The organism is Hyphobacterium vulgare (assembly GCF_042643335.1).
Lineage (GTDB): Bacteria > Pseudomonadota > Alphaproteobacteria > Caulobacterales > Maricaulaceae > Hyphobacterium > Hyphobacterium vulgare.
The window spans coordinates 144952-170042 of the sequence record NZ_JBHRSV010000019.1 but is presented as its reverse complement, the minus strand read 5'-3'; the positions used below and the strand labels follow the sequence as shown (position 1 = coordinate 170042).

28 protein-coding genes are annotated in these 25091 nt (G+C 66.4%); 9 read left to right on the top strand and 19 right to left on the bottom strand.

Annotation, left to right across the window (positions count from 1 at the left end):
- Positions 1-33 precede the first annotated feature (33 nt).
- Positions 34-450 (top strand): hypothetical protein, encoded by a 417-nt coding sequence (locus tag ACFOOR_RS10360; RefSeq protein ID WP_343164297.1) that lies wholly within the window; start codon positions 34-36, stop codon positions 448-450.
- Positions 451-460: 10 nt separating this feature from the next.
- Here ACFOOR_RS10360 and ACFOOR_RS10355 read toward each other — a convergent pair whose 3' ends face one another.
- From ACFOOR_RS10355 to purD, 3 genes are read right to left on the bottom strand one after another with little or no spacing between them, the layout of a single operon-like run.
- Positions 461-1525: a phosphotransferase gene (locus tag ACFOOR_RS10355; RefSeq protein WP_343164296.1), complete on the bottom strand. Its 1065-nt coding sequence runs from the start codon at positions 1523-1525 to the stop codon at positions 461-463.
- Positions 1522-2808 (bottom strand): metal-dependent hydrolase family protein, encoded by a 1287-nt coding sequence (locus ACFOOR_RS10350; protein WP_343164295.1) that lies wholly within the window; start codon positions 2806-2808, stop codon positions 1522-1524. The genes ACFOOR_RS10355 and ACFOOR_RS10350 overlap by 4 nt, the downstream gene beginning before the upstream one ends.
- A 25-nt stretch (positions 2809-2833) precedes the next feature.
- Positions 2834-4129, bottom strand: coding sequence for a phosphoribosylamine--glycine ligase (gene purD / locus ACFOOR_RS10345; RefSeq protein WP_343164294.1), 1296 nt, complete (start codon positions 4127-4129; stop codon positions 2834-2836).
- Between the two features lie 80 nt (positions 4130-4209).
- Between purD and xseA the strand changes: the two genes are divergently transcribed.
- Genes xseA through ACFOOR_RS10330 form a run of 3 tightly spaced genes read left to right on the top strand, consistent with a single transcriptional unit; the run spans position 4210 to position 6921 of the window.
- A complete protein-coding gene (gene xseA / locus ACFOOR_RS10340) occupies positions 4210-5775 on the top strand; it encodes an exodeoxyribonuclease VII large subunit (protein ID WP_343164293.1) in 1566 nt (521 codons plus the stop codon).
- A 31-nt stretch (positions 5776-5806) separates the two neighbouring features.
- Positions 5807-6031, top strand: coding sequence for a DUF2093 domain-containing protein (locus tag ACFOOR_RS10335; protein ID WP_343164292.1), 225 nt, complete (start codon positions 5807-5809; stop codon positions 6029-6031).
- Entirely contained in the window at positions 6028-6921 is an 894-nt protein-coding gene (locus ACFOOR_RS10330) for a M23 family metallopeptidase (RefSeq protein WP_343164291.1), read from the top strand. Before ACFOOR_RS10335 ends, ACFOOR_RS10330 begins: the two co-directional genes overlap by 4 nt.
- Here ACFOOR_RS10330 and ACFOOR_RS10325 read toward each other — a convergent pair.
- The 4 genes from ACFOOR_RS10325 to ACFOOR_RS10310 are packed head-to-tail and all read right to left on the bottom strand — an operon-like array spanning position 6870 to position 10781.
- The gene (locus tag ACFOOR_RS10325; RefSeq protein ID WP_343164290.1) at positions 6870-7814 is read right to left on the bottom strand and encodes a lysophospholipid acyltransferase family protein; all 945 of its coding nucleotides are present in this window, start codon (positions 7812-7814) and stop codon (positions 6870-6872) included. The genes ACFOOR_RS10330 and ACFOOR_RS10325 overlap by 52 nt on opposite strands.
- Positions 7811-8830: a tetraacyldisaccharide 4'-kinase gene (gene lpxK, locus ACFOOR_RS10320; RefSeq protein ID WP_343164289.1), complete on the bottom strand. Its 1020-nt coding sequence runs from the start codon at positions 8828-8830 to the stop codon at positions 7811-7813. Before lpxK ends, ACFOOR_RS10325 begins: the two co-directional genes overlap by 4 nt.
- Positions 8827-10107 carry a 3-deoxy-D-manno-octulosonic acid transferase gene (locus ACFOOR_RS10315; RefSeq protein WP_343164288.1) on the bottom strand — a complete coding sequence of 427 codons (1281 nt, stop codon included), beginning with the start codon at positions 10105-10107 and terminating at the stop codon, positions 8827-8829. Before ACFOOR_RS10315 ends, lpxK begins: the two co-directional genes overlap by 4 nt.
- A complete protein-coding gene (locus ACFOOR_RS10310) occupies positions 10104-10781 on the bottom strand; it encodes a lysophospholipid acyltransferase family protein (protein WP_343164287.1) in 678 nt (225 codons plus the stop codon). The genes ACFOOR_RS10315 and ACFOOR_RS10310 overlap by 4 nt, the downstream gene beginning before the upstream one ends.
- A gap of 179 nt (positions 10782-10960) precedes the next feature.
- Between ACFOOR_RS10310 and ACFOOR_RS10305 the strand changes: the two genes are divergently transcribed.
- Complete coding sequence (locus ACFOOR_RS10305; RefSeq protein WP_343164286.1) at positions 10961-11626, top strand: fused DSP-PTPase phosphatase/NAD kinase-like protein; 666 nt, start codon at positions 10961-10963, stop codon at positions 11624-11626.
- A gap of 3 nt (positions 11627-11629) precedes the next feature.
- Here ACFOOR_RS10305 and ACFOOR_RS10300 read toward each other — a convergent pair whose 3' ends face one another.
- The 10 genes from ACFOOR_RS10300 to ACFOOR_RS10255 form a co-directional block, all read right to left on the bottom strand.
- Positions 11630-13387, bottom strand: coding sequence for an ABC transporter ATP-binding protein (locus ACFOOR_RS10300; RefSeq protein ID WP_343164285.1), 1758 nt, complete (start codon positions 13385-13387; stop codon positions 11630-11632).
- Positions 13388-13411: 24 nt separating this feature from the next.
- Positions 13412-13648 (bottom strand): DUF4170 domain-containing protein, encoded by a 237-nt coding sequence (locus ACFOOR_RS10295; RefSeq protein ID WP_039718533.1) that lies wholly within the window; start codon positions 13646-13648, stop codon positions 13412-13414.
- 22 nt (positions 13649-13670) lie between these two features.
- Positions 13671-14450, bottom strand: a complete 780-nt coding sequence (locus tag ACFOOR_RS10290) for an inositol monophosphatase family protein (protein ID WP_343164284.1) — start codon at positions 14448-14450, stop codon at positions 13671-13673.
- A complete protein-coding gene (locus tag ACFOOR_RS10285; protein WP_343164283.1) occupies positions 14425-15786 on the bottom strand; it encodes a TldD/PmbA family protein in 1362 nt (453 codons plus the stop codon). Before ACFOOR_RS10285 ends, ACFOOR_RS10290 begins: the two co-directional genes overlap by 26 nt.
- Before the next feature lie 43 nt (positions 15787-15829).
- Positions 15830-16222 carry an MAPEG family protein gene (locus tag ACFOOR_RS10280; RefSeq protein WP_343164282.1) on the bottom strand — a complete coding sequence of 131 codons (393 nt, stop codon included), beginning with the start codon at positions 16220-16222 and terminating at the stop codon, positions 15830-15832.
- 9 nt (positions 16223-16231) lie between these two features.
- Positions 16232-16693, bottom strand: a complete 462-nt coding sequence (locus ACFOOR_RS10275; protein ID WP_343164281.1) for a hypothetical protein — start codon at positions 16691-16693, stop codon at positions 16232-16234.
- 66 nt (positions 16694-16759) lie between these two features.
- Positions 16760-17419, bottom strand: coding sequence for a DsbA family oxidoreductase (locus tag ACFOOR_RS10270; RefSeq protein WP_343164280.1), 660 nt, complete (start codon positions 17417-17419; stop codon positions 16760-16762).
- Between the two features lies 1 nt (position 17420).
- On the bottom strand, positions 17421-17810 hold the full coding sequence (locus tag ACFOOR_RS10265) for a hypothetical protein (protein WP_343164279.1): 390 nt from the start codon (positions 17808-17810) through the stop codon (positions 17421-17423).
- A gap of 64 nt (positions 17811-17874) precedes the next feature.
- Positions 17875-18288: a hypothetical protein gene (locus ACFOOR_RS10260; protein WP_343164278.1), complete on the bottom strand. Its 414-nt coding sequence runs from the start codon at positions 18286-18288 to the stop codon at positions 17875-17877.
- A gap of 24 nt (positions 18289-18312) precedes the next feature.
- Complete coding sequence (locus ACFOOR_RS10255; RefSeq protein ID WP_343164277.1) at positions 18313-19530, bottom strand: acyl-CoA dehydrogenase family protein; 1218 nt, start codon at positions 19528-19530, stop codon at positions 18313-18315.
- An 88-nt stretch (positions 19531-19618) separates the two neighbouring features.
- On the opposite strand from ACFOOR_RS10255, the gene ACFOOR_RS10250 reads away from it, so the two are divergent.
- Together ACFOOR_RS10250 and ACFOOR_RS10245 are read left to right on the top strand one after the other, a co-directional pair.
- On the top strand, positions 19619-20356 hold the full coding sequence (locus tag ACFOOR_RS10250; RefSeq protein ID WP_343164276.1) for a sulfite exporter TauE/SafE family protein: 738 nt from the start codon (positions 19619-19621) through the stop codon (positions 20354-20356).
- Between the two features lie 5 nt (positions 20357-20361).
- Positions 20362-20955, top strand: coding sequence for a GNAT family N-acetyltransferase (locus ACFOOR_RS10245; protein ID WP_343164275.1), 594 nt, complete (start codon positions 20362-20364; stop codon positions 20953-20955).
- Here ACFOOR_RS10245 and ACFOOR_RS10240 read toward each other — a convergent pair.
- Complete coding sequence (locus ACFOOR_RS10240) at positions 20927-21373, bottom strand: nucleoside deaminase (RefSeq protein WP_380214513.1); 447 nt, start codon at positions 21371-21373, stop codon at positions 20927-20929. The two genes, ACFOOR_RS10245 and ACFOOR_RS10240, sit on opposite strands and share 29 nt — an antisense overlap.
- 74 nt (positions 21374-21447) lie before the next feature.
- Between ACFOOR_RS10240 and ACFOOR_RS10235 the strand changes: the two genes are divergently transcribed.
- The gene (locus tag ACFOOR_RS10235) at positions 21448-22458 is read left to right on the top strand and encodes a pseudouridine synthase (protein WP_343164383.1); all 1011 of its coding nucleotides are present in this window, start codon (positions 21448-21450) and stop codon (positions 22456-22458) included.
- Positions 22455-23015 carry a 16S rRNA (guanine(966)-N(2))-methyltransferase RsmD gene (rsmD, locus tag ACFOOR_RS10230; RefSeq protein WP_343164273.1) on the top strand — a complete coding sequence of 187 codons (561 nt, stop codon included), beginning with the start codon at positions 22455-22457 and terminating at the stop codon, positions 23013-23015. The genes ACFOOR_RS10235 and rsmD overlap by 4 nt, the downstream gene beginning before the upstream one ends.
- Positions 23016-23177: 162 nt before the next feature.
- Here rsmD and mutL read toward each other — a convergent pair whose 3' ends face one another.
- Complete coding sequence (gene mutL, locus ACFOOR_RS10225) at positions 23178-25001, bottom strand: DNA mismatch repair endonuclease MutL (RefSeq protein ID WP_343164272.1); 1824 nt, start codon at positions 24999-25001, stop codon at positions 23178-23180.
- Between the last annotated feature and the right edge of the window lie 90 nt (positions 25002-25091).

Genomic DNA, 25091 nt, shown 5'->3' with positions numbered 1-25091 from the left:
CGGAATACATCCGTGCGGTGACGGGAGATCGCCATGGACACACCCATTCTTCTGACCGGCGTCGCGGCCGGGATCGGCGCGCTGATGGGCGGGGCCAGCCTGCTTGTCCCGCGCTGGGGGGCGAGCGTCGTCCGCCTGATGCCGGACCCGCGCTGGCCCGGCGGCTGGGCGGAATTCCGGGCCCTCTATGGCGGCGGCTTCCTGATGGCGCATGGCAGCGTGCTGCTGACCCTCGCGATGATGGCACAGGCGGGCCGCAACAGCGTCGTCGCCGCCGGCTTCGCGGTCGGTGCGCTCTGGCTGGGCATGGCGATCGGGCGCGCGGTTTCGATGCTGGCCGACGGCAAGGCGTACCAGACACGGACGTCCTACAACCTCTTCTCAACCGGTTTCGAGATCGCCATGGGTCTGGCTCTGTGGGCGCCCTGGCTGAGGCATATCGGCGGCTAAACCCGACGGGTCACGCCCCCATCCGCTCCGCGAACGTCCAGGCATAGTCCGCCATCGGCTTGACCATCGCGCCGTATTCGCGCGCCTTCGCGTTCGAGGCATTGCCCTGCAGCGAGCGGTGATAGACGCCCTGAACGATGCCGGCGAAGCGGAACAGGTTGAACGCGAAGTAGAAGTCGAGCTTGGGCAGGCCGTCGCGCCCGGTACGCTCGCAATAGGCGCGGACATAGTCGTCCTCGGTCGGGATGCCGAGCGACTTCAGGTCCGATCCGAGGAAGCCGTTGCGCATCTCCTTCGGCGCGCGCCACTGCATCAGCTGATAGCTGAAATCGGCCAGCGGATCGCCCAGCGTCGAAAGCTCCCAGTCCAGGACCGCGATCACGCGGGGTTCGGTCTTGTGGAAGATCATGTTGTCGAGGCGGAAATCGCCATGGACGATGCCGGAGCGTTCCTGCTCCGGCGTCGCGCCGGGCAGCCATTCGATCAGCCGGTCCATCGACTCGATCGTGTCCGTCTCCGACGCCTTGTACTGCTTCGACCAGCGCGCGATCTGGCGCGCGATGTAATGGTCTGGCTTGCCATAATCGCCGAGCCCGGCCTTGGCGGGATCGACGCCGTGCAGCTGCGCCAGCGTGGCATTCATCGCGTCATAGATCGCGCCGCGCTCGTCCTTCGGCAGGTCGGGCAGAAACGGGTCCCAGAAGATGCGACCGTCGACGAAATCCATGACGTAGAATTCCGTGCCGATCACATCCCGGTCTTCGCACAGCCCGTGCATGCGCGGCACCGGAAACCCGGTCGTTCCGAGCGCGCTCATCACCCGGAATTCGCGGTCCACCGCATGGGCCGAAGGCAAAAGATTGCCTGGCGGCTTGCGGCGCAGCACATAGGACTTGCCGCCCGCATCGATCCGGTAGGTCGGGTTCGACTGCCCGCCCTTGAACTGGCTGACACTCAGCGGGCCGGCAAAGCCGTCGACATTCGCGCGCATCCAGCGGTCGAGGCCCGCCTCGTCGAAGCGCAGAGCGTCGGCAACATCCTTCGTGCCGGAGAAGGTTTCGTCCATCTGGCTCATTGGTCGCGATAGACCTCGCCGCCCTGCATCACGAAGGCCATGTCCATCAGCACCGAGACATCCGCCAGCGGGTCCTCCGCCACGGCAATGATGTCGGCATACTTGCCGGGTTCGATCGTGCCGATGTCGTCGGCCATCTGCAGGTGATCGGCCGCGTTGACCGTGGCAGCGGTGATCGCCTCCATCGGCGACATCCCGGCCTCGACCATCAGCTGGAATTCCCGGGCATTCTGCCCGTGCGCCGACACGCCGGAATCGGTCCCGAATGCGATCCGCACCCCGCCCGCATGGGCGCGGCGCAGCATGGCCAGCATGTTCGGCCCGACCTCTCGCGACTTCTGGCGCACTTCCGGCGTCATCCAGTCGGCGGTTTCGGCCAGCTCGGCGACGGTCACGCCTGCGATCACGGTCGGCACCAGATACGCCCCGGTGCGGCGGAAGAGGCGGATGCTTTCATCGTCAAGATAGGTGCCGTGCTCGATCGAATCCCCGCCCGCTTCGAGGAAGGCGTTGATGCCCGACACGCCATGCGCGTGCGCGGTGACCTGGCGGCCCATCATGTGCGCCGCCTCGACGATGCTGGCCAGTTCGTCGGGAAAGAATTGCTGCTCGGTGCCCGCCGCGGTCTGCGACAACACCCCGCCCGTCGCCGTGATCTTGATCACGTCGACCCGGGCGCGGATCAATTCGCGCACCGCACGGCGGCAATCGTCCGGACCGTTGCAGGCCGCCGGGCTCGACAGCGCATGCATCACATCGAGATTGTAGCCGTTGACGTCGGCATGGCCCCCGGTCGGCGTGACGGCCGGGCCGGACACACGCATGCGCGGCCCGTCGATCCAGCCATTGCGCTGCGCATCGCGCAGGGCGACCGACGCTTCCAGATCCCCGCCAACATCCTGCACCGTGGTGAAACCGGCCATCAGCGTCGTGCGGGCATAGGCAGCGCCCAGCAGCGCGTCGTCGGCGCTCGAACGGGTCACATTGTCCAGCCGCCGGGTCGGGCTCAGTTCGTGCTGAAGGTGAACATGACTGTCGATCAAGCCGGGCATCACATATGACGAGGTCAGGTCAATCACCGTCGCACCTTCGGGCGTGACATAGCCGTCCTCCACCGCCTCGATCCGCTCGCCGCGGATGATGATGGACTGCTCGCGTTCGGGCTGTTCGCCCGGCACGGCCAGCAGCCAGCCGGCGTGAATGACCGTCACGTCCTCATCTTGCGCAAATGCCGCAGACGCGGAGATCAGGACTGCCGCGGCAGCCGTCAGAATCCGGATCATCGATGTCCTCCCCTTTGCCCCGACCTTAGCGGGAATTGCCGAGCGCGCGCCACCCGACATCCCGGCGGAAAATGCCCTCCGGCCAGTCGATCAGGTCGACCGCCTCATAGGCCCGCTTCACCGCCGCTTCGAGCGTCTCCCCCGTCGCCGTGACATTGAGCACGCGCCCGCCCGCCGAGACAATGTCACCCGCGCCATTCACATCCGTACCGGCGTGGAAGATCGTGACATTCTCCAGCGCCGACGCCTCCTTCAGCCCCTTGATGACGCTGCCCTTCTCATAGGGGCCCGGATAACCCTTCGTTGCCATCACGACGGTGACGCAAGGCGTCGGACGCTCCGGCACCGGCAGCAGCCGCGCAAAGTCGCGCTGGTTCATCCCGCCCGTCGCCGACGCCAGCAGGGCCGGCACGATGTCCTCGTCCATCTGCGCCATCAGAACCTGGCATTCCGGGTCGCCGAAGCGGCAGTTGAACTCGACGACTTTCGGCCCCTCGGGCGTGATCATCAGCCCGATATAGAGCACGCCCTGATAGGCCATCCCGTCGGACTTCATGCCGGTCAGCATCGGACGCGTGACCTTGTCCTCGACAAAGCGCATCAGCTCCGGTGTCATGATCGGCGCCGGCGCATAGCTGCCCATCCCGCCCGTGTTCGGGCCGGTATCGCCGTCGCCGACCCGCTTGTGGTCCTGGGCCGGCGGCAGGGTGATGATGTTGGTGCCGTCGGTGATGACGAAGACGCTCGCCTCCTCACCGGTCATGAATTCCTCGATGACCAGCTCGGCGGAGGCCTCGCCGAACTTGCCCGACAGCATCTCCCCGATCTCGGCTTCCGCCTCGGCACGGGTCTCAGCGATGACCACGCCCTTGCCGGCCGCCAGCCCGTCCGCCTTGAGAACGTAGGGTGGTTGCAGCGTGTCGAGGAAGGCCGTGGCCGCGCTGGCGTCGGTGAAGCGGCCATAGCGCGCCGTCGGCACGCCATAGCGGCGCATCCGGTCCTTCGCGAAGCCCTTGGAGGCTTCCAGTTGCGCGGCCTGCCCGGACGGGCCGAACACGTCGAAGCCGCGCGCGCGCAGAAGGTCGGCCAGACCCTTCGCCAGCGGGGCTTCCGGTCCGATCACGATCAGGTCGGGCTCAAGCTGCAGCGCCAGCTTTTCGAGGCCCGCGACATCGTCAGCCTTCACGTCGAAGCAGGGTCCCAGCTTGTCCATCGCCACGGACCCGGGTGCGGACCAGATCTCGTCGACCAGCGGGCTTTGCGAGATCTTCCATGCCAGCGCGTGTTCGCGCCCGCCCGAACCGATCACCAGTATCCGCATGCCTGCCTCCGGGTAGTGTTGTGCGCCGCAGGGTTAGACCGGACTTGCGCCCCTGACCAGAGCGCGACTACCTATCTGTCATGTCCGAGGACGCCTCCAACGCCCACGAGTTTTCCGTCTCCGAACTGGCGCTTTCGCTCAAGCGTACGGTCGAGGACGTTTACGGCCATGTCCGGGTGCGCGGCGAGCTGGGGCGCGTCACACTGGCCAAGTCGGGGCACATGTATCTCGACCTCAAGGACGACAAGGCCGTCATCGACGGCGTGATGTGGAAGGGACCGGTCTCCGCCCTGTCCTTCCGCCCGGAGGAAGGACTCGAAGTCATCGCCGAGGGCCGGTTGTCGACCTATCCCGGCCGGTCGAAATACCAGATCATCATCGAGAAGCTCGAACCCGCCGGCGCGGGCGCGCTGATGGCGCTTCTCGAGGAGCGCAAGAAGAAACTCGCCGCCGAAGGCCTGTTCGCGGCCGAGCGCAAGCGCGCCCTGCCCTTTCTGCCCAAGGTGATCGGTGTCGTCACCTCGCCGACCGGCGCGGTGATCCGGGACATTCTTCACCGCCTCGAGGACCGCTTTCCGGTTCACGTCCTGCTCTGGCCCGTCGTGGTACAGGGAGAGACCGCCGCGGCGCAGATCGCCGCCGCGATCGAGGGCTTCAACGCCCTGCCTGCGGGCGGGCCGATCCCGCGCCCCGACGTGTTGATCGTCGCGCGCGGTGGCGGTTCAATCGAGGATCTCTGGGCGTTCAACGAGGAAATCGTCGTGCGCGCCGCCGCGGCGTCGGGCATTCCGCTGATCTCCGCCGTCGGTCACGAGACCGACACCACGCTGATCGACTATGCCTCCGACCGGCGCGCGCCGACCCCGACCGGCGCCGCCGAGATGGCGGTTCCCGTGCGCTCCCAGTTGATGGAGGAAACCGGCAGTTGGGGTGAACGCCTGACGCGCGGCCTCCTGCGTCTCGTCGACAGCCGCAAGACCGAGCTACGCTCCGCCGCCCGCGCACTGCCCCGGCCGGAAACCTTGCTCGGCCTGGCCCGGCAGCGTTTCGATTCGGCCGCCGACCGCCTGCCGGTCGCGCTCAACCGCTTGGTCGAGCGCCGCAAGGACCGTTTGCGCATCGCCTCGGCCAGCCTGCACAGCCCCAAAGCGCTGATCGCGATGGCCAGACAGCGCTATGCCGGGTCGAAAGACCGGCTCGCGCCCGCACTTCGCTCACTCACGCGCTCGCGCCGGGAACGGCTGAACACCGTCATGGCCGGGCTTCGGCCCGCCACGCTGAAACGCGAATTGCAGCGCGAACGGCGCAATCTGGGTCAACTCGTGGGCCGCCTTTCGATTTGTGCCGAAAGCCGGACGCGTGAACGGCGCAAGGACCTCGCCGCGCTGTCTGCCCGCCTGGACTCGGTGAACTTCAAATCCGTCCTCGGTCGAGGCTTTGCGTTGGTTCGCGACGGCGATGGCGCGCTCGTGCGGGCCGGCGCAAGCCTGCAACCCGGACAGGGTATCGAGATCGAATTCTCGGACACCAGACGCGACGCCGTGGTCGATGGCACCCGTCATTCGGCAACGCCATCCCCTGTGCCGGCGAAGAAGCGCGCCCCCGCTCCCAAACACCCCTCACCAAAGCAGGGCAGCCTGTTCTAGACTGGCCCGCCTCGTGCTAGAGACCTCCCTCATGACCTCTGCCTTCGATAGCGAATTCCAGGGCGAAGCCGTTCTCGAATTCTCCGATTCCGACTTCATGATCCTGAAGCCGGGCAATTTCGTGCGTTGCGCCGTGACCGGCGACCCGATTCCGTTGCGCGATCTGCGCTATTGGAGCGCTGAACTGCAGGAGGCCTACAAGGACGCCTATGTCTCGGTGAAGCGCTGGCAGGACACACAGGGAGCCAGCCGATGATCGATCTCCTCCTCGCCCTCGCGCTTCAGACATCGGACCCGATCGGCGACCTGCTTGAAGCCGACGCGGAAATGCCGCGCGCGGGACGGGAAGCGGAAATCCCGCCTGCGCCGGAGCCGCGCGAACGTCCCGTGCACTGTGCCGGCGAATTCATCCAGGGCGCGATGCTGGTCTGCCGCACCGCTCCGGGCACACGGATCGACTTCGGTGACCAGTCGGCGACGGCTGACAGCGAGGGCTGGGCCGTGCTCGGCCTCGACCGCGACCAGGGCGAAGAAATCACGCTGTCGGCGCGCCTGCCCAACGGCACGGAATTCCTGCAGACCCATTCCGTCACCCAGCGCGAATACAATATCCAGGTCGTTGAAGGCGTACCGCAGCGAACGGTCACGCCTTCCGAGGAGGACCTGATCCGCATCCGTGCGGAGAGCCAGCGCAAGGCAGCCGCCTACACCTCGCGGTGGGAAGGCGCCGGCTTCGCGGGCGGCTTCATCGCTCCTGCCGAAGGCATCATCTCCGGCGTCTACGGTTCGCAGCGCGTCTACAACGGTACGCCGGGCCGCCCGCATTACGGGCTCGACTTCGCCAATGATCCGGGCACGCCGGTCGTGGCCCCGGCGGCGGGCCTCGTCGTACTGGCCGATCCGGACATGTTCTATGAAGGCGGCCTGGTCTTCATCGACCACGGCCAGGGGTTCACCAGCGCCTTCCTGCACATGTCGGAAGTGACGGTCGAAGTGGGTGATGTCGTCGCGCAGGGCGACCAGATCGGCGCCATCGGCGCCGGTGGCCGCGCGACCGGTCCGCATCTCGACTGGCGCATCAAGTGGCGGAACCGCTACATTGATCCGGCGCTGGTGCTGGAGGTCGATCCCGCATCCTTGCGGTAGACCGCCTTGTCCCAGCGGCGATGCACCCAGAACCATTGCTCGGGCGCCTCGCGGATGCGGTCCTCGACCCAGCGATTGATGTTGGTCACCGTGTCGCGTACCGCCTCGACCTTGTCGGCGGCGGTGCTCTGCTCGATCGGGTCGTAGAAGGTCACCCGGAAATGCGCGCCTTCGAGGCGCCGCGTGACGATCGGGATCAGCGGCACGCCGGTGCGCATCGCCATCTTCGTCGGCCCCGGCGCGGTCATCGTCTCGTAGCCGAAGAAGGGCGCGGCGATACCGTCATTCATCTTCTGGTCGTTCATCAGCGCCACGGCCGTGCCATCCGACAGGCATTTCAGCAGCTCTTTCGCACCCGCTCCGCCCTTGGCCGTCATGATCTTCAGACCATAGGCCGCGCGGGTCGACAGGATGCGCTCGTCGATGATCGGGTTGTTGGCGTGGCGGTAGGTGACCCGGCAATTGAGGCCCAGATCGGCGATCACCGCCCCCATCACCTCCCAGTTCGAGAAATGCCCCGAGACGAGAACATAGGGCTTGTTCTCGCGGGTCAGTTTCAAAACCAGTTCCTCGCCGTGCACCTCGACGCGTTCGCGCGTCTTCGGCGGTGCCAGCACCGCCATGTTGGGATTCTCGCCCAGGAATCGGCCGAAACTGTCCCACATCCGCGTCAGCAGACGGTCGAGCTCCGGCGTTGTCGCTTCCGGGAAAGCACGCTGCATGTTGATGCGCGCGACATTCTGAACTGACGCCATGGGTCCCAGTCGGCGCAGGATGGCGGCCCCGGCATCGCCCGCCCGGTCGATCCCCATCGAGCGGAAAATCCCCTCATAGGTATCCCAGCCGAGCGCTTCGGCGCGCCAACCCAGTCTCTGTTGCCACGGTGCGTTCATCGTGCCGCGGCCTTTACCCCGCGCGCAGCGGCGGCGTCCAGACCGGCCTGCAAGATTGCGTCAAGTGCGCCCTCATCAGCGAAGCGTGCCGTGACGCGGCTGACAAAGACATCGGAAAGAAAATCGGCCGGCAGCCGGACCGCATCCTTCTCGGTCGTGACCAGTGTCGCGTCAGTCCCGGCAAGGTCTTCCAGACGGTCGAGTTCGAGGGGCTTGAAGCGGTGATGGTCCGGAAAGGACACCGACCCGGCGACATCCCCGCCCTGCCGGCGGATCGCGTCAAAGAATTTCTCCGGCCGCCCGATACCCGCGAAAACCACGAGCGGCCCCGGCGGCGGCGGTTCGGCGGGTTCCAGCCAGGCACGAAGCACAGGCATTTCGAGATCGGCCAGACCGAGTGCTTCGAATTCCGGCATGTCTTCCGGGCCGGGCATCATCACGACCACCGCGTCGGCGCGCCTCAACCCCGCCGCGACCGGCTCGCGCAGCGGGCCGGCAGGAAAGACACGGCCATTGCCCCAGCCGGTCTCTCCGTCGACGACAACCAGGGACAAATCCTTGTACAGGGCCGGGTTCTGGAATCCGTCATCCATGACGACCGCCTCGGCACCCGCGGCAACGGCGCGCAACGCGCCCGCTCCCCGGTCGCGGCTGATCCAGACCGGGGCATGCCGCGCCAGCAGCAATGGCTCATCACCCGTGTCATCCGGTCTGTGTCGCGAAAGGTCGACCCGTTCCGGACCCTTCAGCCGACCGCCATAGCCGCGCGACAGGCCGTGAACCGTGACATCGCGGGCCGCAAGGCGATCCATGACCGCGGCAGCGACCGGTGTCTTTCCGGTTCCGCCGACCGTCAGGTTGCCGATACAGATAACGGCGGCATCAACCCGTGCGCCGGGCTTCGCCACGCGCTGCGCGGTCGCAGCCGCCTGTATCGCGGACAATGGAGAAAGCAGCGCCTGCGCAAGCCGGCCGGCCGGTCCCGCCGATCCAGCCCAGAAGGCCGGCGGTTTCATGCGAGCGTTCCGGTCAGCATCGGGCGCAGGGCTGACATCGTCTGCGTCAGCGCACCGGACGACAGGTCCTTCACGGCTTGCCGCGCCGCCGGGACAGTATCGGACTGCCCGTTCCAGATCGCCGCGACCGCAGCGGACAGCGCATCGGAATGCGCCACGCGCGTGACGGCGTCATGGGCTTCATAGGCGGCGAAGACATCGTCGAAGCTGGCGGTGAAGGGTCCGGTCAGCACGGCGGCGCCGCCCTGGGTCGCCTCTACCGGATTATGTCCCCCGATCCCGTCAATCAGGCTGCCGGCGACAAAGGCGACGGGCGACAACGCGAACCACAGCGCCATCTCGCCCATCGTGTCGGCGAGCCAGACCGAATGCTCCGGACCGGGCACTTCTCCGGCCGACCGCCTGGCATGGCCGAAATCTCCGGCGGCCAGCTTGTCGCTCATCGCGTCGCCGCGCTCGGGATGGCGCGGCGCCAGGATCAGCAGGGCGCCGGGATGGCTCATCAGGAGGTTCTGATGCGCCGCCAGGACGATCTCGTCCTCGCCCGGATGCGTACTGGCGGCGAGCCAGACCGGACGCTCGCCGATCGCCGCGCGGAATGTTTCAAGGATTTCGGCGTCTGGTGGATCGGCTTCGGCATCGATCTTCAGATTGCCGACCATCGGCACGTCATCGTCGAGGATTGCCGACAGGCCTTCCGAAGTGCGCCGGTCGGCCGCCCCGATCCACGCGAAACAGCGCAGCAGACGCCTGGCACTGCCGCGATTGGCGAGCCAGTTGCGCACTGATTTCGAATTCATCCGCGCATTCACCAGCGCCATGGGAATGCCGCGCCGCTCCGCATCCAGCAGCAGGTTCGGCCACAGCTCGGACTCGGCGAATATCCCGAGATCAGGCTGCCAGTAGTCGAGAAAGCGGCGGACATAGCGCGGCCGGTCGATCGGCACATATTGATGGATCGCGCGCGACGACAGCTTCTCGCTCATCAGTTGCGCCGACGTCGTCGTTCCGGTTGTGACGAGGCAGTGAAGCGTCGGATGCTCTTTCAGCAACGCCCGCACGAGGGTCAGGATCACGCGAGACTCGCCGACACTCGCCCCGTGCAGCCAGACGAGATGCCCGTTCGGCCGGTTGCGCGACGGGCGCCCCTGGCGTTCATCAAGGCGAAGCGGATCTTCCTTGCCCCGCTTCACCCGGTAGTGCAGCGCCGGATGCGCCAGCGGCCCGGCCAGTCGCGTCGCCCAATGATAGACGAAGAGGCCGGGCGGCAAACTCATGACGCCGCCCCGGCGGCGTCCGGTAGTGGCTCCGGCTCGCTGACCGGTCCGCCGCAGGCCCGGTCGGCCTCGAGGGTGATCGCATTCAGCCGGTCTTCCAGCACCTGCCGCAGACGCTCCATCTCCTGCGCCGTCGCATCGTCCGGCACCACAATCGATTCGCCCCAGACCACCACACCGCGACCGAAGGGGAGCGGCAGGATGAAACGGTCCCAGGATTTGGCGACATGCTTGTTCGTCACCGACCAGGAAAAGATCATGATCGGCGCCCCGGTCGCCTTGGCGAGACGAAGCGCGCCCAGCGTGGCACGTTGACGCGGACCGCGAGGCCCGTCGATCGTCAGCCCCATGCAATTGCCGTCATCGACCCAGCGGTCCATGTCGCGGAAGGCAGCGACGCCGCCCTTCGCCTTGTCCTTGCGCCGGTTGCGCGAAGACCCGCGCACGGTCGCGATGTCCAGATGGCCGGCAAAACGGGCGATGAAATCGCCCTCCTTCGAGCGCGAGATCAGCATGGCCGGCTTCTGCGGCGCGGACCGCGGCCAGGCCATGAAGCTGAGCGCGATGCGCGAATGCCAGAACGCGGCGACGATCCCGTCGCCGCGTTCGGTCAGCGCATCGATGTGATCGCGGCCGCGATACTCCCACCGCGTGGTGGCGGCGCACAGCTGCATGTATCTCGCCAGAAGCCACGATACCGCAATCTGAAAGGGGGCAGAACGGGTCAGACGTTTTACCATGTTCACCTTGCTCGCAATGCCCGGCTTGCGGGTCAAGTCCGGGCGGGAGTTGCGAGGGGAGATAAGCCCGCCTAAACCCCCGCGAAAGGGTTTTAACGGGACGATTGCGCCTGATGGCTTACGATTTGACCAACGCGGCGGACCGGGAACGCGCCTGGCAGGATTATCTGTGGAAGGATCACGGCGTTCTGCGCCTGAATTTCCATAACATGCACCCCGTTGGCTCAAAGGGCATGTGGCGCGCCAACCAGCCCTCGCCCAACAGGATCAAGTGGCTGGCTGACAACGGCTTCAGGACGATCCTGAACCTGCGCGGCACCCAGCCGGGCCGACCCTATTACGACCTCGAACACGAGGCCTGCGAGCGCCATGGCCTCGCCATCATCGACCTGCCCTGGGGCTCTCGCGAGGCGCCCTTTGTGGAGCGGATCGAGACGCTGATCGAAGTGTTCAACACGATCGAGTATCCGGCGATGATGCACTGCAAGTCCGGCGCGGACCGGGCGGGCATCGTCGCGGTGATGTACATGCTGCTGCACGAGGGTGCGTCCTTCGAGGAAGCGATCGACCACCTCTCGTTCAAATACCTGCACGTGAAACAGGGCAAGACCGGCATGCTCGACTACTTCTTCGAGCAATACCGGCTGGCGAACGAGGCCGAGCCGATCGATTTTCTCGAATGGGTGCGCACGAAATATGACCGACAGGCGACCCATGACGGCTTCATGGCCAGCTGGTGGGGCAGCTTCCTGACCGAGAAACTCCTGCGCCGCGAATAGGCGTCAGCCTGCCGCGAACTGCAGCTTCGAAAGCCGGGCATAGAGCCCGTCCTTCGCGACGAGATCGTCGTGGCGGCCCTGTTCGGCGATGCGGCCCTGATCGAGCACATAGATCCAGTCGGCATTGCGCACGGTGGCCAGCCGGTGGGCGATCACGAAACTCGTCCGGCCCTCGGTCAGGCGCGACAGCGCCTCCTGCACCCGCGCTTCGGCTTCGGCGTCGAGCGCGCTGGTCGCCTCGTCGAGCAGCAGGATCGGCGCGTCGTTGAGGATGGCGCGCGCAATCGCAATCCGCTGGCGCTGGCCGCCGGACAATTGCCCGCCACGCGGCCCGACCGGTGCGTCATACCCGCCTGGCAGAGCGGTGATGAATTCGTGCGCATCGGCCGCTTTCGCCGCCGCGACAATCTCCTCGTCGCTCGCATCCAGCCGTCCAAACGCAATGTTCGCTCGTACTGTGTCGTCGAACAGCGTCACGTCCTGGCTGACCAACGCGATGGCTTGACGCACCGAAGCGATCGTCGCGGACCTGATGTCCTGCCCATCGATCAGCACCCGGCCTTCGGTCGGGTCGTAGAGCCGTGGAATGAGGTTGAGGATAGTGGTCTTGCCGGACCCGGACGGGCCGACGAAAGCGATCGTCTGCCCCGGCTCGGCCTTAATAGAGATACCATTAAGTGCTGGCGCGTCCTCGCCGTAGGAGAAGGAGACGTTGTCGAACTCAACCGCGCCTCCGGTGAGTTTCAGAAGCTTGGCGTCCACCGCCTCCGTCACCGCATCGGGCGTATCGATCACGGTGAAAACCCGGTCGAGAACAGCCAGACCCTCCTGAACGACGGCATTCAACGTGCCGAGGGCGCGCACGGCAGGGGCCATGACGCCGATTGCGGCGATGAAACCGACGAAGTCGCCGATGGTGGCCTGTCCCTGCGAAATCCGCCAACCGGCAACCCCCAGAACGCCGGCAAAGGCAATGCCGCCGACAACTTCGAGGATGGGGTCGACCCGCGCTTTGGACGCCGCAAGCTTAAGGGCAAGCCGGAAACGCTTCAGGAAAGCCACGTACGAGCGCTTCTCCTCGTACGCTTCCAGTTGATAGGTCTTCACCATCCGCGCGCCGGAGAAGCTCTCCTCCAGGAAACTCGTGACCTCGCCCATCTGCTGCTGCGCTTCGTTCGAGGTTTTTCTGAGCTTCTGGCCAATGCGGATCACCGGCTGGGCCGCGATCGGGTAGACGACGAGGACCAGGATTGCGAGCATCCAGTCGAGCCAGAACATCACCGCGACCATGGCAACGACGGTCAGCGTGTCGCGCAACAGATTGTTGGCCGCACGGATCAGCGCTTCGCGGAGCAGCGTGATGTCGTTGGTGAAGCGGGACACGAGCGATCCGACCGGCTCGGCAAGGAGGCGCGCGAAATCGGCGCGCACCAGACGCACGAACATCCGTTCCTGCAGGTCCTGCATGACTTTCAACGCCAGACGGTTGGTCTGGACGGTCTGCGCAAACAGGGACAGGCCGCGAACCGCAGTCATCGCAACGATTGCAATGGGCGCGATCCAAATCACCCGCGCGTCATTGCGCTCCAGCAGTTGCACGGCCCAGCTCACCACCAAGGGGTAGCTGGAGACCGAAGCCGCAGTCAGCGCCGACAGGAAAACCGCCAGTGCGACCAGCGGCCAGCGATGCGCCAGCCAGTCGCGCCACAATCGGGCGATCAGTTCACCTGTGGAACGGGCGCGGGGCGTTTCCGCGTTCAATCGGACCTCTTTCCCGCCCGCTGATCAGTGGTGATCCGAGGACGGATCGAGCAGCTTGTGGGCGTGAATAATGAAATAGCGCATGTGCGCATTGTCTACTGTCGCTTGTGCAGCCTGCTTCCAGGCGCGGCGCGCATCGTCGTAATTGGCAAAGGCCCCGACGAATTCGACCTTGGACAGATCCTTGAACTGGTTGGCGTGCGGGCTGACTTCGGACAATTCGCCGCCAATGACGAGGTGAAGCAGCTGACGGTCGGGCATGGGGGCTCCGTTGGGTAGATCTCTAGGCCGTGTTTTGAAGCCGGTCTCTTAGCAATGCGTGAAGCCTCGGACCAGCCGCCAGTGGCGGTCGGCACAGCACACTGTCCGTATTGTAGCGATAGACCTGTCCGGCGTGGTCTGTCAGAAGCCCGCCCGCCTCCGACATGATGATGTCCGCCGCCGCCAGATCCCAGTCCGATTTCGGTCGCGGCGAGACCGACGCATCGAACTGTCCGGCAGCGACCAGCGCGATCCGGTAGGCAATCGAATTGCGCGATTCGATCGTGGCGCCCTGTTCGAGCAGGCCTCGCGACAGATGCGGATCGCCCAGCAACCGCGCGCCAGCCAGCGTCGCATGTTCGCTTGTGTGGATCGCGTCACCGTTCAGCGTCGCCCCCTCCCCCTTGGCGGCGTCGAACATCTCGCTGGTGATCGGGTTGAAGATCGCGCCGGCCACAGGCCGCCCGTTCTCGACCACGCCGATCGACACTGTGAAATGCGGCTTGCCCTTGATGAAGGCGCGCGTGCCGTCCATCGGGTCGATCACGAAACTGCGCTGTGCGGTCAGGCGGGAGCCGTCATCGACGCTTTCTTCCGACAGCCAGCCATAGTCCGGACGCGCGGATTTCAGAAGCGATTCGAGGGTCTTCTCCGCCGCCAGATCGGCTTCGGTAACGGGATTGCCGCGGCTCTTCTCCCACGCCTCGGCGCCGCTCCGGAAAAAGTCCGCAAGAACCTCGCCCGCCGCGCGGGCCGCCTCGCGGATCAGGGCGCGATCAGGATCCGCCAACGGAGAGGTCATCGACCAGCACGCTTGGCGTATTCACCGCATGACGGAACAGAAGATCGTTGGCCGGGATCAGCCGGGCGAAGATATCGATCAGATTGCCCGCGACCGTGATCTCGCTGACCGGATGATCGACCGACCCGCTCGCGATCCGGAAACCCGAAACACCCACCGACCAGTCGCCGGTGTTGGAATTGAGCGACGGTCCGAACATGTCAGTTACCAGAAGCCCGTCCGTGATCCCGCCGATCAGGTCCTCGGGTGATGATCCTCCCGGTTCAAGATGCAGATTGCTCGGCCCCGCTCCCGGAGGCCCGCCGAGATTGCGCGACGCGCAGCCATTGGGCTCGAGCCCAAGCTGCCGCGCTGCGGGGAGGTTGAGGAACCAGTCGGTCAGAACGCCGTCCTCGATCACCGCCCAGTCCCGCGCCGGCAGGCCTTCCCCGTCCCACGGACGGGAGCCGAGCCCCCAGTCGCGGGTCGGCACGTCGAGAATGCGGATGCCGTCGGCGAAGACTTTCTGACCGCGCTTGTCGCGCAGGAAGGACACGCCGCGCGCCACCGCCGGACCGCTGATCGCACCGCACAGCGAGGACAGGAAGACGCTCGACACGCGCCGGTCGAACACGACCGGCCGCTTGCCGGACGGCAGGGTTTTCGGGCCGAGACGGGCGACCGTGCGTTCCCCGGCCTCCCGGCCGATTTCCTCGGCGGAGCGCAGATCGGCTTCGCGGCGCGCCTGGGTGAAGGCATAGTCGCGCTCCATCGCGCCGTCGCGCGCAGCGATCATCACCGCGCCATAGCCCATGGTGGATTTCCGCCAGCTGCCGGCGAACCCGTTCGATGCGGCCACCGCGCCGGTGGCCGTTCCCCGGCTGGCCGTCGAGGATTCCGTCATGGTGACGCCGTCGACAGCGCGGCCGGCCTTTTCCGCTTCCGCGGCAAGGGCTTCGAGATGTTCGGGGCTCCACTCACCGTCCTCGAACATGGCGATGCCGGGCGCGTGTTCGCACAGCTGTCCCGGTTCGGCGAGCCCGGCCCATCTGTCCTCAGGCGCGATGCGCGCCATCGCGATCGCCCGCTCCACAACGGTTTTCAGTCCGTCTGGCGAGAGGTCGGAAAACGACACACCCGCCTGGCGTTTGCCGATCAGCACGCGCAAACCGGCGTCCTGCGATTCGGAGCGCTCGATGTCCTCCAGCTCCCCGTCACGCAGGGAGACTTCGGTCGAGCGGGATTCGATCACCGCAGCCTCGGCGGCGTCAGCCCCGCCCATTCGGGCGAGCGCGACGAGCTCGTCGGCGATGGATTGCAGGCGTGCGGGATCGGGGGCGTCAGTGTGCTGGCTCATGCCGCATGCCTAGCCCCCGCCCGGGATTCAGGCAACGCGGTGTCTACATCACCGCATACCAGAACAGGGCTCCGGTCATCACGAGATAGACCAGCGCCGTCAGAAGCGCGCCGATCGTCCGCCCCGGACCCGACTGCTTGCCGAGCCCCATTGTCAAGGCGTGGGCCACGCGGGCGAGGGACAAGGCGACGCCCAGTACGTGGATCAGGAAGGCTGGCGCCCCGATCAGGGCGAGGATAACCAGGCCGACGAGGGCGGCCGGTATCCACTCCGCCGCATTGGCATGCGCCCGGATCCTGAGCTCCATGTCGGGGACGCCGCCACTGCCGAAATTCACCTTGTGGCGGCCACGCGCAAGCCCGGTGCCGAGGCCAAGAACCAGCAGAATCAGGATGTTGATCGCCGCATAAAGTGCGGCCGCTTCGATCGCGGTCATGCTCGATTCCTACTGGTTGAAGCCGCGTTCGGCGCAGTCGCGCGTCCCGTTCGTCATGAACATGGCCGAGCTGGTCACGTCCTCGATTGACATGCGGGCGCGGATTTCCGTGGCTTCATCGGCGCGCTGGTTGAGCGTGGCGACGAGGAAATCATGCGCACTTTCGCTCAGCTGCTCGCGTGCCGAAGCCGCCAGACAGACACACATTTCGCGCGACATGTTCGAGGACATGAGACAGCCATCGATGAATTCCGGGTCCGTCCCGGCCGAATTCATCGGCTCATCACCGCCTGACGTTACGGCATCATTGCCGGCATCTTCGTCATCATAACTGGCATCATTGCCGTCTTGATGATCCATCTGGCCGTTGACCGCTTCCGGCGCATCATCGGCCGGCTCGTCCGAACCGCCACAACCGGCCAGCACGAGCGCAATCGCCGCGGCCCCGAAAATCGAAACGAAAGACTTCATTTTCTTCCTCCCCGGAAAAGATTTCGGGGAAGACTAGGACGAAATCCGGTCGTCTGCTGAAAATATTTAATCCCCGTCGGCGAGGGCTTCCTGCGCCGCCTCGACCAGTGTTTCCGGCGCAACCGCGCCGGGGACGGCGAACTTGCCGTTGAAGATATAGGTCGGCACGCCGTTCACCCCGAGCCGGGCGAAGAACATCGCCTCGTCGCGCACCGCCGCGGCATCGCGGTCGGTGGAAAACAGGTCGGTCAGGATTGCCCGGTCGAGTCCCGCTTCCACGCCGATCCCGATCAGAACCTCCGGGTCGCCGATATCCTTCAATTCCTTGAAATGGGCCGAGAACAGCTTGTCGGCGATCGTCTCGGCCGCATCATTGTCCTGACCGCGCGCCCAGCGCATCAGCCGGTGCGCATTGACCGTCGAGGGCCGGTGTTCGATTTCGGAAAAGCGGAACTCGATCCCGGCGGCCGGCGCGGCGGTTTCGAGATGTTCGCGCATCTGCTGCCAGCGCTCCCGGTTCGTGCCGGAGAATTTCGCCTCCATATACGCCTTGTAGGGCAGACCCTGCGGAGGGATGGACGGATCGAGTTCGTGCGGACGGAAGATCGTCTCGGTCGCGACCTCCGGCATCATCTCGCGTGCCTTCTGCCAGTTGCGATGACCCAGCCAGCACCACGGGCAGACAAAGTCGACGACCAGATCGACCTGAAGCGTGTCGCCTGCCACGCTACTCACTCTGCGCCGGTGCCAGGGCGATGCAGGCCATCAACCCGTTCTGGATCACGTTCGCGGCCGACAATTGTTCTTCCGGCTCCAGTCCGCCGAAGACGCGTTCGCTCTCCTCGCGCGCCGCTTCCCAGTCGTCGACCATCGCATTGTCCTGCAGCGCGCCCTGGCTTCCGAGCGCCATTGAACGATAGAGGGCCTCGCTGGAGTTCTCGGCCAAGTCGGCGCTGAGACAGTCGCAGAACCCGGCGTAGTCCTCGGGCATGCCGCCCTGATTGCTGGCCTGCTGCACGCGGCAGGCATGCGCCATGTAGCCGTGCAGGACTTCGGGGTCCTCGCTCAGGGGTATGCCCTGCAAAACGGCGGCAGCGATCAGACTGGCTAGGGGCATGGACGCAACTCCGTGACAACCGGCGCACCTTGGCGGTCCCGGACCGCCTGCGTCAAATCCCGGTTCAGGGCGTGGGCCGTCCAGCCAGGACGAAGGCCGCCACCGGTGCCGCGAAGATCGCCGTCATCACGATTTCGATCGCGACCGAGACATAGGTGTGCTGAACCCGCACGCCCTTGTCGCCATCGAGAAGAAGCGAGACGACGCGGCCGAGCGCCGCACCGCCCCAGCCGGCCGCCAGCACCGCCGCCGCGCCGATCGCCCCGAACCCGGTGACGGCGGCCCCGATATAGGCGAGGTGAAGGAGCAGCATCATCCCGCCCAGCGTGGCGCGGAACTCGGCATAGCCGCCGGGCCGAAGCGGGTCGGCCTTCAGCCGTGTCAGGTTCGACCCGAATTCGGGCCGGACCAGAGCATACGCCCCGAGCCCCGCGCCGAAGACGGCGGCGATCACCGCCAGTATCGTGAAGATATCCATCTGCTCCCCCCCGGAAAATCGGGCCTAGCCCTCGTTCGACAGGCGTTTCATTTCCATTCGGGCGATGGCGCGCTCATGTACCTCGTCCGGGCCGTCGGCCAGGCGCAGCGTGCGGATGCCCGCCCAGGCGCTGGCCAGCGGGGTGTCCTGGGACACGCCCGCGCCGCCGAACACCTGGATCGCGTCGTCGATCACCTTCAGCGCCATGGCCGGCGCCGCGACCTTGATCATCGCGATTTCCTTCTGCGCCACCTTGTTGCCGACCGTGTCCATCATCCACGCCGCCTTCAGCGTCAGCAGGCGGCAGGATTCGATGTCGATCCGGGCGCGGGCGATGCGGTGGTGCCACACCGACTGGTCGGCGATCCGCTTGCCGAAGGCGACCCGGCTCATCGCGCGGCGCACCATGAGTTCGAGTGCCCGTTCAGCGGCACCGATTGTGCGCATGCAGTGGTGGATGCGGCCCGGTCCGAGGCGGCCCTGGGCGATCTCGAACCCGCGCCCTTCACCCAGCAGCATGTTCGATGCGGGCACGCGGACATTGTCGAGCCGCACTTCCATGTGGCCGTGCGGCGCGTCGTCATAACCGAACACGTTGAGCGGCCGCACGACCGTGATGCCCGGTGTTCCGGCCGGGACCAGGATCATCGACTGCTGCTGGTGACGTACCGCGTCCGGATCATTCTTTCCCATCAGGATATAGATCTTGCAGCGCGGATCACCGGCGCCGGACGACCACCATTTGCGGCCATTGATCACGTATTCGTCGCCATCGCGGGTGATCGAGCAGGAGATGTTCGTCGCATCGGACGACGCCACGTCCGGTTCGGTCATCAGGAAGGCGGAGCGGATTTCGCCGGCGAGAAGCGGCTTCATCCACCTCTCCTTCTGCTCGGCCGTGCCATAGCGCGCAAGCACTTCCATATTGCCGGTGTCCGGCGCGGAACAGTTGAACACTTCCGACGACCACAGCACTCGGCCCATCTCTTCCGACAGCGGGGCGTAGTCGAGATTCGACAGCCCGGCCCCGTCTTCCGATTCCGGCAGGAAGAGATTCCACAGGCCCGCCGCCTTCGCCTTTTCCTTCAGTTCCTCGATGATCGGCAGCGGCTGCCAGCGCTCCAGCCCGTTCGCGGCCAGCTGTGCGGCATAGGTCGCTTCATTCGGGTAGACATGCGCGTCCATGAAGGCGCGAACCTTGTCGAGATAGTCCTGACAGCGCGGCGAATAGGCAAATTCCATGTGTCGTCCCCTTCAGTTTCGTGGCGGCCGTATGGCCAGCGTTTGGACGCGACTATAAACCTCCTGACGAAAAAGGGAGGGGATTCGCATGACGTGGCCGATCATTATTGTCGCAGCCCTCGTCACCTCCTTCATTTCCGGAATTTTCGGTATGGCCGGCGGGCTGATTCTGATGGGCGTGCTGGCCTTTCTGCTTCCGGTCTCAGCCGCGATGGTGGTGCACGGGGCCATCCAGTCGGTCTCGAATGGATGGCGTGCGATTTTGTGGCACCGCTGGATCGACTGGCGCAACCTCGGGCTTTACCTGGTCGGGTCGGCGGCCGCGGCTGCCCTTCTCTTCGCCTTCATGATTCGCCTGCCGGAAGCCTGGCTCTTCATCGTGCTGGGGCTCGTGCCCGCCCTGCTCTGGCTGCCGCTGAAACGCTTCGCCCTCGACGCCCGGAAGACCTCGCACGCCGTGGCATCCGGCATCGGCGTGACGGGGCTGGGGATCGTGGCGGGCGTGTCCGGCCCGCTGCTCGACGTCTTCTACGTCACCACCGACATGGACCGGCGCACCGTGGTGGCGACCAAGGCCGCAACCCAGGTGATCGCGCACGGCTTCAAGATTGCCTACTACATCGTCCCGGCCTTGGCCGCCGGTGCGTTGGCGGAACCATACTGGCTGCTCGCCGCCATCCCGCTGGCCATGCTCGGCACCACGCTCGGGGGGCAGGTCCTGAAGCGGATGAGCGACATCCAGTTCCGCAATGCAACGAAATGGATCGTGACGGTGATCGGCGCGATCTACGTGGTAAGGGGCGTGCTCCTCCTCACCACGGGATGACCGGCATGGATTTGCGTCCGAGGGTTCTTGAAAACGAATTCGTCCGCCTCGAGCCGATGGAGGAACGCCACCGCGAACCGCTGCGCCCGGTCGCCGACGACGAGGACATCTGGACGCTGATGACGCTGCCGGGCTTCGGGCCGCATTTCGACACCTGGTTCGACATGATGCTGGCGGCGCAGGACCGCGACCAGATCAGCCATGTCGTCCACCGCAAGAGCGACGGGAAGGTGGTCGGGCATTCCGCCTATCTGCTCATCGCGCCGGCGCATCAACGCGTCGAGATCGGCTGGACCTTCTACGCCGCCGAGGCCCGCCGCACGGCGGTCAATCCGGCCTGCAAGCTCTTGCTGGTCGGCAATGCCTTCGACAGCGGGGCGCAGCGCGTCGAACTGAAGACCGGCGGGAAGAATCTGCGCTCCCAGGGCGCGATGACCAAGGCCGGCTTCGTGCGGGAAGGCACCTGGCGCAGCCATCTCAACACCTGGCGCGGCGAACGCCGCGACACGGTCTATTTCTCGGTCCTGCCCGAGGAATGGCCCGGGGTGAAAGCGGGGCTCGAAGCGCGGCTCAGCGCGTTTTCCCGCGACGCTGCCTGAAGAAATCCTTCAGCATCGCCGAGCTTTCCTCCCACATGACGCCGTGTTCGACCGCCGGCCGCCAGTGACAGGTCGGCTGGTCGAAGAATTTCGGGCCGTGGATTACCGCCCCGCCCTTCGGGTCGGTCGCGCCGAAGACGAGGCGCCCGATGCGGGCATGGCTGATCGCCCCGGCGCACATCGCGCACGGCTCGAGCGTGACGAACAGCTCCAACCCCGTCAGGCGGTAATTGCCCAGTTTTTCCGCTACCAGGCGCATCGCGCGGATCTCGGCATGACCGCTCGGATCATGGGTGGAAATCGGCGCATTGCCTGCCGCGGCAATGATGCTATCCGTCGCCGGATCGACGATGACAGCCCCGATCGGCGCCTCGCCTGCAGCGGCGGCGGCTTGCGCCTCGTGCAGGGCTGCCCGCATAAACCGGTTGTCGCGCGCCTCGTCCATGTCCGGGCGGTACGGCGCGCCCGCGAAAGGGTCAAGTCTTGAACGATATGCCGGAAGACGGAGAACGCATCGCCAAGGTGCTGGCACGCGCCGGCGTCGCCAGCCGCCGCGAGGTCGAGGCGATGATCGAGGCCGGGCGCATCACGCTCAATGGCAAGCCCCTGACAACGCCCGCCGTCAAGGTGACGGACCGGGACCGGATCACGGTCGACGGCCAGCCGGTCGGCGAGGCCGAGCGCACAAGGCTGTGGCGCTATCACAAGCCCGACGGCCTGGTGACCACGCACAAGGACCCGCAGGGCCGCGAAACCGTTTTCGAGAAACTGCCCAAGGAGATGGGCCGGGTGATTTCGGTCGGACGCCTCGACCTGACCTCGGAAGGCCTGCTCCTGCTGACCAATGACGGCGAACTGGCCCGCGCGCTGGAATTGCCGGCGACCGGCTGGACGCGGCGCTATCGCTGCCGGGCGTTCGGCGATCTGACCGATGACGGCATCGCCAAACTCCGCAAGGGCATCACCGCCGAAGGCGTCCATTACGGTCCGATCGAGGTCGAGGTCGAGCGCAAGCAGGGCGGCAATGTCTGGCTTCTGGTGTCGCTGAAGGAAGGCAAGAACCGCGAGGTCCGCAAGGCGCTGAACGCGGTCGGCCTGACCGTGAACCGCCTGATCCGCACCGCCTATGGCCCCTTCCAGCTCGGCAGTCTCGACAAGGGCGAGGTCGCCTCGGTCAACAACCGGGTGCTGGTCGACCAGTGCGGCCACCTTCTGCCCAAGCTGAAGGACCAGACCGGCGACGACCCGGCCAGCGGCCAGGCCCGGGCAAAAGCCCCGGCGCGCAAGAAGCCCCCGATGGGCGACTCGCGCAAGACCGGCGGACGTCCGGCCCGGACGGGCCCGGCCAAGCCGAAGGATTCGGGCAAGCCTCAAGGCTCCGGCAAGCCACAGGACGCCGGGCAACGGCCCGGGGCCGGCAAGCCACAGGGCGCGCCGCGCGGCAAGCCGCCGGCCCGCTCCGGTGAGCGACCGTCCGGTCCGCGCGGTACCCGCAGCCGATGAGAATTGTCGCCGGACGTTTTGGCGGACGCCCGCTCGCCGCGCCGAAAGGATCGGGCACGCGCCCGACCTCGGACAAGGCGCGTCAGGCCCTGTTCAACGTGCTGGAACATGCCGACTGGACCCCGCCGCTCGAAGGCGCGCGGGTGATGGACATCTATGCCGGGTCGGGCGCGCTCGGCTTCGAGGCGATCAGCCGCGGCGCCAGCTTCTGCCTCTTTGTCGAGACCGCCGCCGCCGCGCGCGGCGCGATCCGCGACAATGCCGAGGCCTTCCAGCTGTTCGGCATCACCCGCATCCACCGCCGCGACGCCACCGCGCTCGGGACGAAGCCGGCCGGTGTCGGCCCGCCATTCGACATCGCCTTCATGGACCCGCCCTATGGCCACGATCTCGGCCCGAAGACGCTGCGGACGCTGAAGGAGGGGGGCTGGCTGCAACCCGAAGCCCTCGTCGTGCTCGAAGTCGGCGAGGACGAGACCCCCGACACGAGCGGCTGGACCGTCCTCGACGAACGCAAATGGGGCAAGGCGAAGGTGTTGTTTTTGAAGGCGGGGTGACGTCGCTTCAGCGTCTTCCCGACGGAAGTCGGGATCCAGAGGACACTGGGGTCCCCATGAAAATGGGGACCCGAAGCAAGCACCTAGTTTCGGATTCCCGCGTTCGCGGGAACCCCGGTGCTGTTGGGACTGGATTCCGGCGTACGCCGGAATGACGGCGGACTACCGCCTCCCGAACAGGCGTTCGATGTCTTTCAGCTTCAGCTCGACATAGGTCGGGCGGCCGTGATTGCACTGGCCGGAGTGGGGCGTCGCCTCCATCTCGCGCAACAGGGCATTCATCTCCTCGCCGGTGAGGCGGCGGCCGGAGCGCACCGAGCCGTGGCAGGCCATCGTGCCGACGACCTCTTCCAGCTTTTCCTTCAGCGACAGCGCCGCGTCATATTCCGCGAGCTCGTCGGCGAGGTCGCGAATGAGGCCCTGGACGTCGAGCTTGCCGAGCAGCGCCGGCACCTCCCGCACCGCCAGCGCGCCGGGGCCGAAGGGCTCGACGGCCAGGCCGAGTTCGGCCAGCTCGCCGGCGCGTTCGAGCACGCGCTTCAGATCGGCCTCGTCCAGTTCCACGATTTCCGGCACCAGCAGCGACTGCTTCGGCACGCCGCGGTCCGCCATCGCCGCCTTCATCTTTTCGTAGACGAGGCGTTCGTGGGCGGCGTGCTGGTCGACGATCACGATGCCGTCGCCGGTCTGCGCCACGACATAGGTTTCGTGCAGCTGCGCTCGCGCCACGCCGAGCGGACGGTCGGGCTCCGGCGCGGCAAATTCGGCCTCCGGCCCCGGCTGCCAGTCCGGCTCGACCCGGGCGGAATGCCCGCCGAGCAGCGAGGACGCGGCCTCGGCGAATTGCGACCGCGGCAGTGCGCCCCAGCTCTGCATCGGGCGGTAGTTCGGCGGCATGGGCTGACTGCCCTGCGGCCGCGCCGCGCCCAGCGCGAAACCGGACACCGTCGTCGAGGCCCGGTGCCCCGCCCCGGCGAGCGCATGGCGCAGCGCCCCGACGATCAGACCGCGCACCAGGCCCGCATCGCGGAAGCGCACCTCCGCCTTGGCCGGGTGGACGTTCACATCCACCTGCCCGCCTTCGAGGTCGACGAACAGCGCCACCACCGGATGCCGGTCGCGAGCGAGGAAATCCTGATACGCCCCGCGCACCGCGCCATTGAGCAACTTGTCGCGCACCGGCCGGCCATTGACGAAAAGATACTGGTGCATCACCGAGCCGCGATTGAAGGTCGGCAGCGAGGCAAAGCCCGACACCCGCACCCCCTCGCGCTCCTGATCGATCTCAAGCGCATTGTCCCCGAAATCGCGGCCGAGGATCGCTGCCATGCGGGCCTTGCGCGCCAGCGCCTCCTCGCCCGCTTCGGCCGCGAGATTCAGCCGCGAGCGCCCGTCGAGCATCAGCTGGAAGGCCACATCCGGACGCGACAGCGCGATGCGCTTCATCATGTCGGCGATGGCGTTGTCCTCGGCGCGCTCGGTCTTCATGAATTTCAGCCGCGCCGGCGTCGCATAGAACAGGTCCCGCGCCTCGATCCGCGTGCCGGGCCGCCCCAGCGGCGGGGCGGGGCGAACCTGCGACGTCTCGCCGCCTTCGACCGCGATCGTCCAGGCATCGCCTTCGCCCTCGGCCTGCGAGGTGATCGTCAGGCGCGAGATCGAGCCGATCGAGGGCAGCGCCTCGCCGCGGAACCCCATCGTGGTGATGTGGAGGAGATCGTCCTCGCCGGCGGCATCGACGGGGAGCTTTGACGTCGCATGTCGCTCGACCGCCAGCGCCAGCGTTTCCGCATCCATGCCGCGTCCGTCATCATCGACGACGAGCCGGTTCAGCCCGCCACCCTCGGCCGTGACGATGACCCGCCGCGCTCCGGCGTCGAGCGCGTTTTCCACCAGCTCCTTCACCGCCGCAGCCGGTCGCTCGATCACCTCGCCCGCGGCGATGCGATTGACGGTTCCCGGGGACAGGCGGCGGATCACGCTCATGGGTCCAGCCTTTCGCCGCAGGGCGAGTCGGTCAAGCCGCGCACGCGGTCTGGCGAGAAATGAAAAAGGCGGCGGGCCGAAGCCGCGCCG

Coding starts and splice junctions, on each gene's coding strand:
- ACFOOR_RS10360 (WP_343164297.1), top strand. CDS start 34: ATGGACACACCCATTCTTCTGACCGGCGTCGCGGCCGGGATCGGCGCG.
- ACFOOR_RS10355 (WP_343164296.1), bottom strand. CDS start 1,525: ATGAGCCAGATGGACGAAACCTTCTCCGGCACGAAGGATGTTGCCGAC.
- ACFOOR_RS10350 (WP_343164295.1), bottom strand. CDS start 2,808: ATGATCCGGATTCTGACGGCTGCCGCGGCAGTCCTGATCTCCGCGTCT.
- purD (WP_343164294.1), bottom strand. CDS start 4,129: ATGCGGATACTGGTGATCGGTTCGGGCGGGCGCGAACACGCGCTGGCA.
- xseA (WP_343164293.1), top strand. CDS start 4,210: ATGTCCGAGGACGCCTCCAACGCCCACGAGTTTTCCGTCTCCGAACTG.
- ACFOOR_RS10335 (WP_343164292.1), top strand. CDS start 5,807: ATGACCTCTGCCTTCGATAGCGAATTCCAGGGCGAAGCCGTTCTCGAA.
- ACFOOR_RS10330 (WP_343164291.1), top strand. CDS start 6,028: ATGATCGATCTCCTCCTCGCCCTCGCGCTTCAGACATCGGACCCGATC.
- ACFOOR_RS10325 (WP_343164290.1), bottom strand. CDS start 7,814: ATGAACGCACCGTGGCAACAGAGACTGGGTTGGCGCGCCGAAGCGCTC.
- lpxK (WP_343164289.1), bottom strand. CDS start 8,830: ATGAAACCGCCGGCCTTCTGGGCTGGATCGGCGGGACCGGCCGGCCGG.
- ACFOOR_RS10315 (WP_343164288.1), bottom strand. CDS start 10,107: ATGAGTTTGCCGCCCGGCCTCTTCGTCTATCATTGGGCGACGCGACTG.
- ACFOOR_RS10310 (WP_343164287.1), bottom strand. CDS start 10,781: ATGCAGCTGTGCGCCGCCACCACGCGGTGGGAGTATCGCGGCCGCGAT.
- ACFOOR_RS10305 (WP_343164286.1), top strand. CDS start 10,961: ATGGCTTACGATTTGACCAACGCGGCGGACCGGGAACGCGCCTGGCAG.
- ACFOOR_RS10295 (WP_039718533.1), bottom strand. CDS start 13,648: ATGCCCGACCGTCAGCTGCTTCACCTCGTCATTGGCGGCGAATTGTCC.
- ACFOOR_RS10290 (WP_343164284.1), bottom strand. CDS start 14,450: ATGACCTCTCCGTTGGCGGATCCTGATCGCGCCCTGATCCGCGAGGCG.
- ACFOOR_RS10285 (WP_343164283.1), bottom strand. CDS start 15,786: ATGAGCCAGCACACTGACGCCCCCGATCCCGCACGCCTGCAATCCATC.
- ACFOOR_RS10280 (WP_343164282.1), bottom strand. CDS start 16,222: ATGACCGCGATCGAAGCGGCCGCACTTTATGCGGCGATCAACATCCTG.
- ACFOOR_RS10275 (WP_343164281.1), bottom strand. CDS start 16,693: ATGAAGTCTTTCGTTTCGATTTTCGGGGCCGCGGCGATTGCGCTCGTG.
- ACFOOR_RS10265 (WP_343164279.1), bottom strand. CDS start 17,810: ATGCCCCTAGCCAGTCTGATCGCTGCCGCCGTTTTGCAGGGCATACCC.
- ACFOOR_RS10260 (WP_343164278.1), bottom strand. CDS start 18,288: ATGGATATCTTCACGATACTGGCGGTGATCGCCGCCGTCTTCGGCGCG.
- ACFOOR_RS10255 (WP_343164277.1), bottom strand. CDS start 19,530: ATGGAATTTGCCTATTCGCCGCGCTGTCAGGACTATCTCGACAAGGTT.
- ACFOOR_RS10250 (WP_343164276.1), top strand. CDS start 19,619: ATGACGTGGCCGATCATTATTGTCGCAGCCCTCGTCACCTCCTTCATT.
- ACFOOR_RS10245 (WP_343164275.1), top strand. CDS start 20,362: ATGGATTTGCGTCCGAGGGTTCTTGAAAACGAATTCGTCCGCCTCGAG.
- ACFOOR_RS10240 (WP_380214513.1), bottom strand. CDS start 21,373: ATGCGGGCAGCCCTGCACGAGGCGCAAGCCGCCGCCGCTGCAGGCGAG.
- ACFOOR_RS10235 (WP_343164383.1), top strand. CDS start 21,448: ATGCCGGAAGACGGAGAACGCATCGCCAAGGTGCTGGCACGCGCCGGC.
- rsmD (WP_343164273.1), top strand. CDS start 22,455: ATGAGAATTGTCGCCGGACGTTTTGGCGGACGCCCGCTCGCCGCGCCG.
- mutL (WP_343164272.1), bottom strand. CDS start 25,001: ATGAGCGTGATCCGCCGCCTGTCCCCGGGAACCGTCAATCGCATCGCC.